This window comes from Alcanivorax sp. (assembly GCF_017794965.1).
GTDB lineage: Bacteria > Pseudomonadota > Gammaproteobacteria > Pseudomonadales > Alcanivoracaceae > Alcanivorax.
In genome coordinates this window covers 105,469-118,529 of record NZ_CP051240.1, presented here as the reverse complement: position 1 = coordinate 118,529, position 13,061 = coordinate 105,469, and the positions used below count along the sequence as shown (strand labels likewise).

The following is a 13,061-nucleotide window of genomic DNA, read 5'->3' as shown; positions in this document are numbered from 1 at the left end:
CCTGGCCCAGTGGCGGCCAGCAAGCTTGCCCGGAAACAACAACGCCGCGCTATCATGGCGCGGCGTTGCTGTTCAGGGTCCTTCAAGTCGCCGGCTTCTCTTGCTCGCCGTTTTCTGAATCCTCCTCGTCCGGCACATTCAGCAAATCATCATGCTCGGCCATATCCCAGGGCAGTTTCCCCGGCGCGTTATCCAGGAAGTGGAGATAGTTTTCAAACTGATCCAGCACGTCCCGGATAATGTCGTCTGTGTCATAGCCAAACACATCGTAGGAACGCCCGCCCCGACGCAGGAAGACCTCGGCGCGACAATAATCATTATCTTCCGCCACAGAAGGCCCGGCAGTGGCATAACGGGGCACAGGCACAGTCACAAGGCGAATGTCATAGATAAAGCCGACATGACCTTTCCGGTTGACCACCAGCTCGGCACGAATCAGCTGCTCATCAAACGCTACCGCAGCATCCCAACCCGCGGCACGCAGCTCTTCGACCACTTTCTCCATGCTGGTCATGGCCGTGGTGCGGATAAAGGTCTCCACTTCTTCACGCTCAGGGAAGCGAATCATGGCGGTCAAACGATGGCGCCACTGGGAGCCACTCATGTGACGACTGGTGGCCATATGGGCTTGCAGGCTGGTCTCGCGATGACTCTCGATACCCAGCGCCCGCCACATCCCTACCGCGGCAAACAGGATAACGACGGCAAACGGCAGCGCACTGGCAATCGTCATTGTCTGCAAGGCACTGAGGCCGCCGGCAAGCAACAACACGGAGGCAATGGCCCCTTCCAGCACCGCCCAGAACACCCGCTGCCAGGCCGGGGTTTCCAGTACACCGCCGGAGGCGAGGGAATCCACCACCAGCGAGCCGGAGTCTGACGAGGTGACGAAGAACGTAACAATCAACAGCACCGCCAGGAACGATATCACCGAGGACCAGGGCATCAGATCAAACAACTGGAAAAGCGCCACCGCCTTGTCTGCCTGCACTTCCTCGACCAGCACGGTCACCCCTTCATTCATGATCATATTCAGGGCGGTATCACCGAATACCGAGAACCACAGGAAGGTAAAGAGGCTTGGCACCAGCATGACCCCGACGACGAACTGGCGAATGGTTCTGCCGCGACTGATCTTGGCGATAAACAAGCCAACAAACGGTGCCCAGGCAATCGTCCAGCTGAAGATAAACAGCGTCCAGTTGCCAATCCAGTCATTGTGGGTATAGGCCTGCAGGTTGAAGGTGCGTTCCACTATGCCACTCAGGTAGCTACCTGTGTTTTGCACAAAGCTTTCCAGAATATGGATAGTGGGCCCGACGATGAACACGAAGGTCATCAAGAGAACAGCCAGCGCCATATTCAGCATGGACAGACGTTTTACCCCCTTGTCCATACCCGCCACCACGGAAAAGGTGGCCGCAACCGTGACAATGGCAATGGCCGATATCTGCACCGTGGTGCCCATGGGCAGCCCCCACAGATAATTCAGCCCGGCATTAATCTGTGTTGCAGACAGCCCCAGCGTCGTAGCAATACCAAACATGGTGCCGAGAATGGCAAACACATCGATGGCATGGCCGATGGGACCGTAAATCTTTTCACCGATCAGCGGATAAAACGCCGAGCGCATGGACAGCGGCAAACCGTGGCGAAACGCGAAATACGCCATCACCAGCCCCACCAGTCCATAGATAGCCCAGATATGAAAGCCCCAGTGAAAAAAGGCGATTTGCATCGCCTGCTTGGCCGCATCCACCGTCTCCGGCGCACCCACCGGTGGCTCTGCATAATGCAGCACCGGCTCTGCGACCCCGAAGAATAGCAAGGCGATGCCGTAACCCGCCGAGAACAGCATGGCAAACCATTCCACAAAGGAATATTCCGGCTCACAGTGATCCGGACCCAGCTTGATATTGCCCCACCGGGTGAGGCTGATGCCGATGATAAAAATCAGGAAGAGCGCCACCACCAACATGTAAAACCAGCCGAAGGTCTCAGTGATCCAGTGCTGCACTTCGCTGAACAACTGCCCGGCCATGTCGGGATTACTGATAGTGCCGATAATAAGAAGAATAGACACCACAACCGCCGGGACAAATACCGGAAACAGAATTGTGGATTTACGAACCGCCGCTTTCTCCATAATCAAACCGTCCCTGTGTTCTTGATGCTTGCTTCGATCAGAAAAGCCTACAGGGCTGGCTAGCGACTGTCACACAACGGGAGTCACATTAATTTCATTCAAGAGGCTTTTAACTCTCCCTGAATTGCTCATCGAGCCACAGGGAATCACGGCCCAGCTGGCGGATGTGACGCACCGCAGCAAGGGAGCTCAAGTCGATATCACTGACCCGCTCCTGGCTTACATACACGAGCGTCCCGGCCCAGGGGTCAGGTGCACCCGGCATATAAATAACAACCCGACTCTCGCGCCTTTCTATTTCAAAGCAAAGCTGCGAGTAATCATCAAACGTCACCATCACCGGTTTGAGAGGCGCATTGCCAGGCGACTCCTGTCGAAAATGATCGGAGAATGATCGAATAAAGGCATATCCCGGCACCACCATCAGGGCATTGTCCAACCGGCCATATAACCGGCGTGCGGGCGGACTTTTGGCAACCATTCCGGCAACAAAACACAACACCAGCAACACCACGACCGCCAGGACATCAACCACTGCAACACCGGCAATGGATTCCACCGGGATAAACCGGCTCAGCGGCTCGGACACCTTTCTCATCAGGCTAAAGGCTTTACCTAACACCATCAGAATGACAATCAGCGGCACCAGAAAGACAATCCCGCCCACAATCGTTGTCTTGATAAAGCGCATCATTGAGCTACCCGTCCCTGGTAATGGCATTGTCATCAAACCCCTCATGCATAGCGCAGCGATCAGACGCTGCGCCTTGCTCCCGGTCACTTTACGCTGCCAGCTTAATAGCGTCACCCTCGCCACGCTCTTCCTCTCTTCCTCTCTTCCTCTCTTCCCCTCCACCTTTCACACTCCACTTCCCCCCTGCAAAGGTGGTCCCGATACTGGCTCACAATTATTTTCCCTTGATGACACACAAGCATGCTAAATTTCAGATTTCCTGGACGATAGTGAATGCCCCAATGCGTACAATCTGGCTGTGGATTTTCCTCTCTTCATTGCTGTGTTCCCGCCTGGTTGCTGCTGATAATGCCTTCACACGCATCACCCAGGGTCAGTATCTCTATACGGAACAGCCCACGGTTCAGCTCCCGGACGGCAACTGGAAAGACACCTCACTGCCCTTTTCAGGGGCCTATAGCCAGATCCACGGCACATTCTGGTTTCGTTTCAACCTCGACGCCCTGCCTGAAGCACAACGCGACAGCCTGTATGTGAGCAACCATGTCTTTGATATCAGCATTTTTCTCAATGGACATGCTGTCGACGATAGCCTGCGCCTGGACGGCAGGGAATCCACCGGCTGGAACCACCCGTTCCATACCCGACTGCCAACCGCCTATTGGCAGGACACCGGCAATGAGCTCGTTATCCGAATTCGAAGCGGCGAACCCAATGCCGTTCTCTCACCGCTGATTATCGGTGATCAAGCTGTTCTTCAGGGCCACTATCAACAAACGGTCTTCCAGAAGATTCGCATCGCCGAATGGAGCATGATCACCTGCCTTGTGATGGGTAGCCTGACCCTGTTCATCTGGCTGCTTCGCCGTAGCGATCGCCTTTATCTGTATTTCTCTCTGCTCTGCTTCAGCTGGTCAGTGGTGATGTTCTACATGGCGATCCCTTTTGCCCCAATTGATCACGGCACCTGGTTACGGTTCGTTTTCTACTGTGTGGACTTGTCCGGCTTCTTCCTCTTCATGTTTCTTTACCGGCTAATGCAACTGGACAGGCCAAGATTGAAGACCACCGCCATAGCCGCCGTCATGCTTTCAGGCATTCTCCTGTTCATCATGCCCATGCGCCTGCACACACTGGTGATCACCTTTGTTCATGGCATGCACCTGGCTTTGGTGATTTACCTTCTGGCCATCGGAACCCGCCTCGCCATTCACAAACGCAGCAAGGAATTACTCCTGCTGATTCCCGGGTTTCTGGTGATCTCTCTGCTGGTGCTGCACGACATCTACGCCTTTCAGGCGGCAGCACAGCAACCCGGCCGATTACCGGAAGGCACCTATATGCAATACGGGTTCGCCGTGTTGTTGATACTGATCTTCGCCCATCTGGTTCGCACCTTTGTACGCGCCCTGAATCACAGCGAAACCCTCAACAGCCAGCTGGAAACGCGTGTCGCCGAAATTTCCGCATCGCTGGAACAAAGCTATGCGGAGAACCATGCCCTCGCCCTGTACAACCATGCTCAACAGGAGCGCCAGAAAGTCTATCGAGACCTGCACGATGATGTGGGAGCCAAGCTGCTCTCCATCCTTCATTCCAGAGTGGACGATGAGAAGTCACTACTCGCCAGAGAGGCACTCTCTTCGCTGCGGGAAACCGTTAGCCAGAGCAAACGGGACATCCTTCCACTTAATGAGCTGATCGCCAACGCCATCACCGAAACCGAGAACCGGCTGAGCCATGCCGGAATCGCTTTCCAGTACGACACTTGTGACGACATCCCCGATACACCCGCAGATCCCGCCAAGGCCTATCACCTCAGCCGCATTCTTCGCGAGCTGACCTCCAACATCATCAAGCATGCCGGTACAGGGCAGGCACGACTGCGCTGCGAAATTGCGAACAACACGCTCAGCCTGGTCATCAGTGACGAAGGCCCCGGGCTCCCGGAAGACGTGGAACAGCGCGGCATGGGCCTGGCCAACATCCGTCATCGGGCAGACGAGATTGGCGCCACTGTGGAATGGCAAAACTGCCAGGGGCGCGGCTGTCTTTGCCGGCTGGAGATACCACTGAACGCCATGGCGCTGGCGTACTGAGCGACGGGTCGATCAATCTTCACAATGTGTGGGGAAGCGCCAGGGAGGAATCACCTCCCCGGCGCACGGTTCAGGCTTTGCCCGGATCAATCAGAATCTTGGCGTGTTGCTCAGGATTACCCAACGCGGCAAAGGCCTCATCCACCCCGGACAATCCCACCGTGCCGGTAATCAACGGATCCACGTTCACCTTGCCTTCGGCAATCATGTGCAACGCATCGCGGAACTCGATGGGCATGTAGCCCAGTGCAAAGCGCAAATCGATTTCCTTGTTGATGGCATTCACCGGGAAGAACTGATCCTGCTTCATGCACACACCCGCCACCACAATGCAGGAACGCAATGGCGCCTCGGCAATAATGCTGTCGATCATACCGGGGACACCCACACACTCAAAAATCACCGGCCGCTTTGGGTTGGTGACGCCGGCCACTTCTGCCGCCCGCCATAACGGCTCCCAGGGCAGCGGTGTCATGCGTAGCATGGCCATGCCGTCCAGCGCCATCTCGAACAGCTGCGGGGCGTTCACCACAAAGCCACGCTTTTCCAGGCCGTCATAGGGGCTGCCCTGGGTCGGATCCACCACCACATGCGCCCCCATAGCCTTGGCCAGCTTGCGCCGGGTGGGTGAAAAGTCACTGGCGACGATATGCTTCACGCCCTTGGCCTTGAGCATGGCAATCACGCCCAGCCCAATGGGGCCGCAACCGATCACGATGGCGGTGTCACGACGGCTGACTCCGGAACGATTCACTGCGTGCAGAGACACCGCCATGGGCTCAGTGAGCGCCGCATGATCATCGGATATCCCGTTAGTCACCGGGAACGCCAACGACTCTTCCACCAGCACCCGCTCGGCATAGGCACCGGGAGCCGCAGTGGACAGCCCCGTCAGATGGGCCACCCCGTTGGTCCGGCGCATGGGCATGGCAACCACACGCTTGCCCGGCTTCCAGCGACGATGTGTCCTGGGCCCGTAATCCGCAATCTCACCCACAAACTCATGGCCCAGCACCACATGCTCGTGACTGCGCATGATATGCGGATAACCAACACGCTCCGTGGCTTCGGCCAGTTCGTCCGCATGATGCCGGGCATGCAAATCCGATCCACAAATCCCGCATCGCAATACGTTCAGCAGGATCTGCCCTTTTTCCGGTTGCGGCTCGGCCACATCCTGAACCTCAAACTCACCGTGATGACATACCACTGCTTTCATGTTCTTTCCTCAGGAAATACGCTGGGGGTTGGACACCAAGTCTCGCTATCTACACCTGCGAAAACAGGTCGAGAGGAGCCAATTGTCAGGCCTTGGAATACTGTGACCCCAGCCGCCGCGAGCATCATTGGCTCAAAAAGCATAGCCGGCACATTCCTCTGCCACGCCGGCCGCTCCGGAAGCCTTAATCCTGCCTTAATCCGTGACACGCATCACTTTGAGCAATTCATGGGTGTCCTTTATTCCTCGTTTATTCCTCTTTATCGCACTCAGTTAAAGGGGTACTCCAAGCCCAATGTGTAGGTTTCCACATCCACGTCATCCAGCGAATAGCGGTTCACGCTATCGCGAAACTTCAGCTTATCCAGCCCGTAGGTGAAACCTAGCCCCCAGAAACCGTCAGTGCCTTCATCATCATTACCGTGATCAAAATCTACGTCCCAGCCCAAGACGCCAGCTCGCAAGAAAACATCCGTACCGTTGGCCACATGGGCCCTGCCAATCGCCGCGGCTTCAATACCGTAAAGCTCAGCCTCACTGTCCTTACCAAAACGTCCCAACCACACCCCTCCCCCTTCTACGCCCAGTGAAAAAGTACCTGGTCGGTCCAGCGGAAAACGAACACCCGCCAGCAACGAGGAACGGGGCGCTCAGACTCACCAACGGCAAAACATGCATTGCATTCCGGGGGCAGCATCACTTTCAAGAAGAGCATACATACTCAGCAAATCATTTCCCTCTGACCCACAACCCAGCGCCGCCCCGTCCGTGCCGCATACTCTTTCAGCCTCGTCACGCCTCCTACTGCCACTGGCAACCTTTTCTTCCTGGGTCTCATATGCCGCATCCAGGTCGACTCCTCAATGCCAAGCCGCCCCAAAATCCCTGCCACCTCAAGAGAGACAGCACCTCGCTTGTCATGGCGGATCGCCCGACCTGTACTGTCCACAATCACCAGGTAGTCCATCAATCGGAACCGACAAACCGTTTCATCATCATCCGCCTCAACATGCGCATCATCCACCAGCGGCAATAACCGTGGTGTCTGGTTCTGCTTGCCTGTGCTGTTGATCGCGCTTGTCCGCTGCTGAATGGAGGTATAGTCAGATTCCTCCGGCGTCGCCGCCATCGCTGCCCTGACAGGGTTCAGATCCACATACGCCATGCACTGCAGCACCGCCTTTTCATCCAGCAGCGCCTGGCACTTGTAACGCCCTTCCCAGAAGCGCCCCTTACAGCAGTCTTCCTCATTGGCACGACGCGCAAGGTACTCATTCAGGCACTTCATAAACCACCCAAGATCATAAAGCCGCTCCCGCCACAGCCCGATAATCTCAAGCGCTTTAAGTGTTTCACCCCCTTCTGCCTGCCCGGACAACCAGCGCTTGACCACCTCCGGGCCACGAAACAACTGCATCCATCGCTCAGCGACCTCAGTGTCGCTCCAGCCTGATGCCTTTTTCTCATTGATACGGACAACAACATGATAGTGGTTGGACATCACTGCATAGGCACAGAGATCGATGGCGAACACCTCACCCAACACCGCAAGGCGATCCACCACCCACTGGCGGCGATGCTCATAATCCTGGCCGGAATAGTGATCCCGACCACACAGAAACGCCCGCCGCACACAGCGACAGATGCAGTGATAGTAGGGAGTGGAGTCCAGAGAAACCTGGGTATAGCGAGCACGAGTCATGGAACGCCTCCTTACTTATCCATGACTCAACAATACTGACCAAACAATCAGCTCAACATCAGAGATCAATCATTCTTGGCGTAGGAGATCCGCCAATTCATGGGTGTCCCTTATATCCGTCGCGACACAAAGACCAACTGTTTAGCCAGACCTTTGGACGCATCTCGATATGCTTCCAGAGCGATATTCACATCAGTCTGCTTTTCTTCCAGCCTCCACACATCGACACGTTCTGTTTTATCTGGCGGCTGCTTGAATTTCAGCAACCGCGCCTTTTCAAGACTGTAATAGCCTTTGATAATGTCGATTTCGTCGGGATAACGGACAGAGAGAGCCCGATGATAAGCCTGCTGCGCGTGTTGGGCAGCAGCGCCGTTAGATGCGACTCTGGATTTGATATCGGCAGTGAAGAACTTGATTTTCACCAGTTCAGCGTGAGGGTTCTGGGCATGGAGAATCTGGTCTGCCAGCAGCACTTTCAGATCCAGCCATTTATCCCCTGAATGTTTAAGACAGCCATAGAACAGGTTATACCCGTCCACGTAGATTATTGTTTTCAAAGCATATCCTTATGCCATAAATGAAAAAACCGCCAAGAAGGCGGTTTTTCCGCCCCAGGCAAACACCAACTGAATGATGCCTGCGAGGGGTGAGTTGTGGTTTCATTATCGAGCCCATTCCCCGGACCGTCAAGCCCGTGCCTGGACGCTATCGCTGCAATTCCGCCGTCCTCTCCTTCGAAAACACCCCATAAAGACTCGGCAACACCAACAACGTCAACGCCGTAGCCGACACCAACCCACCCACAATCACCACCGCCAATGGCCGCTGCACTTCACTGCCCACACCCGTCGCCAACAACATGGGAATCAACCCCAGCATGGAGGTGAGCGCGGTCATCAGTACCGGGCGCAGCCGCGACACTGCCCCTTCGAAGATGGCGACGTCCAGCGCTTCGCCATCGCGCAGGCGATGATTAATGGCCTCCACCATCACCACCCCATTCAGCACCGCCACCCCGAACAGAGTAATAAAGCCCACGGAGCTGGGCACGGACAGGTACTGACCGCTAATTGCCAGGGCAAGAATGCCGCCGATAAGGGCCAGGGGCACGTTGACCAGGATCAGGGCGGCCTGGGCCACGGAGCCGAAGGCGAAGTAGAGCAACAGGGCGATCAGCCCCACAGCCACGGGCACCACCATGGTCAGGCGTTGCTGGGCGCGCTGCTGGTTTTCGTATTGGCCGCCGATGTCCACGCTGTAGCCAGCGGGCAGATCTACTTCGGTGTCGATGGCGTTTTGAATATCGGCCACGACGGAACCCATGTCGCGGCCCGCCACGTTGGCCTGGATGACCACGCGGCGCTGCACGTCGTCGCGGCTGATCTGCGGAGGGCCGGACACCAGGTCCACGTCTGCCACATCCATGAGCCGTACCCAGGCACCGTCTGCGGCTTTCAATCGCAGGTTGCGAATGGCTTCCGCATTGTTGCGGGCACTCTGCTCAAGGCGCACATAGATGTCGTAACGTTCGTTGCCGTTGATCACCTGCCCGGCACTGCCGCCGCCCAGGCCGTTGCTGACCAGATCCATGACCTGATTGACGCTGAGGCCGTAACGGCTGAGCGCGTTTCGGTCCGGGGTGACCACCAGCTGGGCTTCCCCGGCGATCTGTTCCAGTTGCACGTCAGTGGCGCCGTCGACTTCCTTCACCGTCTGGGTGATGGCTTCGCCTTTTTCCTGCAACACAGTGAGATCCGGGCCGAACAGCTTGATGGCCAGTTGCGCTTTCACGCCGGAAAGCAGTTCGTCCACGCGCATGGCGATGGGCTGGGAAAAGTTGAGCAGCAGGCCGGGATGGACCGCCAGTTTTTGCTGGATTTTTTCCTGCAGCTCCAGACGTGTGCTGGCGCTTTCCCATTCATCGACCGGCTTGAGGCCGATATAGATTTCCACGTTGCTCACCGGCTCCGGGTCGCCACCGATTTCCGCGCGCCCTACCCGGCTGAGCGCGTAGGTAACTTCCGGGAAGGTCATGATCTCCTTCTCCAGTTTTTCACCCACTTCCAGTGCGGTATCGAGACTGGAAGACGGCGCCAGGGTCACGCGCAGGGCCAGCGTGCCCTCTTCCAGTACCGGCACGAATTCGGTGCCGATGAAGGGAGTGGTGGCCAACGCCAAAGCGAACAGACCTACCGCGCCGCCGATGACGGCCTTGCGGGCCTGCATGGCTTTGGCCAACAGCTTCCGATAACGGGCCTCAAGCCACTGCATGAGTTTGTTGGGCTTTTCTTCCACGCCGTGACGGAACAGAAAACCGGCCAGGGCGGGCACCACGATCAGCGCCACCAGCACGGCGGCGGCCATGGCGAGCATGATGCTGATGGCCATGGGCACGAACATCTTGGCCTCTACCCCTTCGAAGGCAAACAGGGGCAGAAACACCACCAAAATTATGCTGGCGGCGAAGAACACCGGGCGTGCCACTTCCTGACCGGCGTCTTTCACCCGCAGGGCGATACCGCCTTGTGCATCGCGACTGCCTTCCACCCGGCTCAGGTGCTTGAAGATGTTTTCCACCATCACCACCGAACCATCCACCAGCATGCCGATGGCCACGGCCAGGCCGCCCAGGGACATAAGATTGGCGGACATATCGAAGCTGGCCATGGCCAGCAGGGCGAGGCCAATGGACAGAGGAATGGACAGCAGCACCAGGGCGGTGGCGCGCAGGTTCATCAGGAACAGGGCCAGCACGATGACGATAAACACAAACGCCAGCAGCAAGGCGGTAACCACGGTGCTGACGGCTTTTTCCACCAGATCTGCCTGATCGTAGAACACCTGGAATTCCACGCCCTCGGGCAGGGCCTGCTGGATGCGCGCTTCCCGTGCCTTGATGCCATCGATGGTGGCCTTGGTGTTGGCGCCCATGCGCTTGAGCACGATGCCCGCCACCACTTCGCCCAACGCTTCCGGTTCGCCATTGGCATCGCGACGGGTCATGGTGAGCGCGCCCTGCCGAATCTCGCCGCCGAATTCCACCTTGGCCACATCACTGACGCGTACCTGGGTGCCATCCACTTCGCGCAGGGGAATGGCGGCGATGTCTTGCAGGCCCTGCTCGCCGCTGCCTACCCAGCCCATGCCGCGAATCACCAGTTGCTCGGCACCGCGATCCAGATACCAGCCACCGGCGTTGCGGTTGTTGGCGGCGATGGCCTCCATGACCTGTTGCAGGGTCAGGTCGTAGGCCAGCAACCGGGTGGGGTTCACGTTGACCTGATACTGGCGCACTTCCCCGCCGTAACTGAGCACATCGGTGACGCCGCCCACGGGCATGAGCAACAGCTTTACCACCCAGTCGTTGAGGCTGCGCAGTTGCATGGCATCGATGTTGGCTCCCGGTTTGGCGGTGAGCAGGTATTGATAGACCTGTCCGAGCCCGGAGGTGTTCGGCCCCATCTCCGGGGTGCCGACGCCTTGGGGAATATCTTCCCGCGCCGCCTGCAAACGTTCGAACACCAGCTGGCGGGCAAAGTAGATATCGGTGCCCTCTTCGAACACCACGGTGACGATGGACAGGCCGGTCTTGGAAATGGAACGCACCTCGGCCACCTGGGGCAGCGCGTACATCACCGCCTCGACGGGATAGGTAATCAACTGCTCCACTTCTTCGGCGGCCAGGCCTTCCGCTTCGGTATTCACTTGCACCTGGACGTTGGTCACGTCCGGGAAGGCATCCAGTTTCAAGTTGGGCAATTGCCAGCCGATCACTCCCACGGTGATCACCAGCAGCAACAATACAATCAGACGGTTGGTCACCGCCCAATCGACAATACGATTAAACATAACGGTGATCCCTTAATGATTGTGGATATCAAAACCGGACTTGGCCATTTCGCTGGCGAGGAAGAACGCGCCGCGCGTGACGACACGTTTACCAGGCTCAATGCCGGTGACGATGCGTTGCTCACCCAGCTGGCCGGTGAGTTCGATTTCCACCGGCTGGTAATGACCCGGCTCCTCTTCCACAAACAATTGCCAATCCCCATCCGGGCCACGGGTGAGAGCCTCTTCCGGTACGGTGAGCGCGTTCTCCGGTGCCGACAGTGACAACGCCACATCGGCAAACATGCCGGGGTGCAACAGGTGCCCGGCGTTGGGCACCGCCACACGTACCGACAAGGTTCGCGTTACCGGGTTAAGGCGGTGGCCGGACTGGATCACTTCGCCTTCTACAGTCGCATCACCGATGAGCAGCCGCGCAGAAGTGCCGGTGGGAATGTTCAGGCCGGGGCTGGGCGGCAGCGCCGCTTCTGCCCACAGTTCGGATTCATCCACCAGGGTGACCAGTTCGCTACCGGCGGTGAGCCACTGCCCTTGCTGGAAGGCATCTTCCAGCACCAGCCCTTCATCCGGGGCGGTGAGGGTGTAGATGCCCTTTTCGCTTTTGCCACTTTCGATGGCGCGGATGGCGGCGTCATCCAGCCCATAGCCTTTGGCGCGGGCACGCAAGGACTGGTACTGGCTTTGCGCATCCAGATAACGCTGGTTGCCCACGGTGCGACGGCCCAGGTTATTCACCCGCCGCCAGGCATCGGCGGCCACCTGCAGTTCACTTTGCAGTTCCGCCATGGCCGGGCTGAACAGGGTGGCAATGGGCTCGCCTTTTTTCATGTGCTGACCCAGAGAAGCGCTGCGCGATTGCACCTGGGAATCGATGCGTACCGGTACTACCCAGGTGCGGTACTGGTTGCTGGTGATTTCCGCCGGGACGGTGAGAGTTTGGGTGGCGTTCGGTTTCGGCTGCAGGGTGATGACTTGCAGGTTGAGCATGGCTTGTTGTTCGGGCGTAAGGGTTACACCGGATTCCTCTTGCTCGCCGTGTTCGTCCTGATGATCGTGCGTGGGTGCGTTGCCGTCATGATTATCGTGGGCGTCGTGATCATCATGGTTTTCCTGCGCGTGAGATTCACTGTTCGTCGGCGCAGCATCATGGTCATGGCCGTGATCGTCTTCGCCCCATGCGGGGAAGGACAGGGTTGCCAGCAGGGCGATCGCCAGCGGCGTTTTTTTGAAAGTCATTTTGGTTTTCATAAAGAATTTCCAATTTTTTATGTAGGAGCGGCGCTTGAGCCGCGAAGCGTTACACGGCATGCAGTGCCAATTTCTTCGCGGCTCAAGCGCCGCTCCTACAA

9 protein-coding genes are annotated in these 13,061 nt (G+C 57.4%); 1 reads left to right on the top strand and 8 read right to left on the bottom strand.

Features of this window, described 5'->3' with window-relative positions:
- Positions 1 to 82: 82 nt before the first annotated feature.
- Together HF945_RS00555 and HF945_RS00550 are read right to left on the bottom strand one after the other, a co-directional pair.
- The gene (locus HF945_RS00555; RefSeq protein ID WP_290525364.1) at positions 83 to 2,149 is read right to left on the bottom strand and encodes a BCCT family transporter; all 2,067 of its coding nucleotides are present in this window, start codon (positions 2,147 to 2,149) and stop codon (positions 83 to 85) included.
- 106 nt (positions 2,150 to 2,255) lie between these two features.
- Complete coding sequence (locus tag HF945_RS00550) at positions 2,256 to 2,840, bottom strand: hypothetical protein (protein ID WP_290523889.1); 585 nt, start codon at positions 2,838 to 2,840, stop codon at positions 2,256 to 2,258.
- Positions 2,841 to 3,121: 281 nt separating this feature from the next.
- Between HF945_RS00550 and HF945_RS00545 the strand changes: the two genes are divergently transcribed.
- Positions 3,122 to 4,939 (top strand): ATP-binding protein, encoded by a 1,818-nt coding sequence (locus HF945_RS00545; protein ID WP_290523888.1) that lies wholly within the window; start codon positions 3,122 to 3,124, stop codon positions 4,937 to 4,939.
- Positions 4,940 to 5,009: 70 nt separating this feature from the next.
- On the opposite strand, the gene HF945_RS00540 is transcribed toward HF945_RS00545, so the two are convergent.
- From HF945_RS00540 to HF945_RS00515, 6 genes are all read right to left on the bottom strand, one after another.
- Positions 5,010 to 6,158, bottom strand: coding sequence for a zinc-binding dehydrogenase (locus HF945_RS00540; protein WP_290523887.1), 1,149 nt, complete (start codon positions 6,156 to 6,158; stop codon positions 5,010 to 5,012).
- A gap of 269 nt (positions 6,159 to 6,427) precedes the next feature.
- Positions 6,428 to 6,718, bottom strand: coding sequence for a hypothetical protein (locus HF945_RS00535; RefSeq protein WP_290523886.1), 291 nt, complete (start codon positions 6,716 to 6,718; stop codon positions 6,428 to 6,430).
- Between the two features lie 161 nt (positions 6,719 to 6,879).
- On the bottom strand, positions 6,880 to 7,860 hold the full coding sequence (locus tag HF945_RS00530; protein ID WP_290523885.1) for a transposase: 981 nt from the start codon (positions 7,858 to 7,860) through the stop codon (positions 6,880 to 6,882).
- 110 nt (positions 7,861 to 7,970) lie between these two features.
- On the bottom strand, positions 7,971 to 8,420 hold the full coding sequence (locus HF945_RS00525) for an NYN domain-containing protein (protein ID WP_290523884.1): 450 nt from the start codon (positions 8,418 to 8,420) through the stop codon (positions 7,971 to 7,973).
- Between the two features lie 148 nt (positions 8,421 to 8,568).
- Positions 8,569 to 11,712, bottom strand: a complete 3,144-nt coding sequence (locus HF945_RS00520; RefSeq protein WP_290523883.1) for a CusA/CzcA family heavy metal efflux RND transporter — start codon at positions 11,710 to 11,712, stop codon at positions 8,569 to 8,571.
- 12 nt (positions 11,713 to 11,724) lie between these two features.
- Positions 11,725 to 12,948 (bottom strand): efflux RND transporter periplasmic adaptor subunit, encoded by a 1,224-nt coding sequence (locus tag HF945_RS00515; RefSeq protein WP_290523882.1) that lies wholly within the window; start codon positions 12,946 to 12,948, stop codon positions 11,725 to 11,727.
- Positions 12,949 to 13,061 lie beyond the last annotated feature (113 nt).

What these genes read in the sequence shown, in the direction of transcription:
- HF945_RS00520 (WP_290523883.1), bottom strand. Translation starts at nt 11,712, where the DNA reads ATGTTTAATCGTATTGTCGATTGGGCGGTGACCAACCGTCTGATTGTA.
- HF945_RS00550 (WP_290523889.1), bottom strand. Translation starts at nt 2,840, where the DNA reads ATGATGCGCTTTATCAAGACAACGATTGTGGGCGGGATTGTCTTTCTG.
- HF945_RS00540 (WP_290523887.1), bottom strand. Translation starts at nt 6,158, where the DNA reads ATGAAAGCAGTGGTATGTCATCACGGTGAGTTTGAGGTTCAGGATGTG.
- HF945_RS00515 (WP_290523882.1), bottom strand. Translation starts at nt 12,948, where the DNA reads ATGACTTTCAAAAAAACGCCGCTGGCGATCGCCCTGCTGGCAACCCTG.
- HF945_RS00545 (WP_290523888.1), top strand. Translation starts at nt 3,122, where the DNA reads ATGCGTACAATCTGGCTGTGGATTTTCCTCTCTTCATTGCTGTGTTCC.
- HF945_RS00530 (WP_290523885.1), bottom strand. Translation starts at nt 7,860, where the DNA reads ATGACTCGTGCTCGCTATACCCAGGTTTCTCTGGACTCCACTCCCTAC.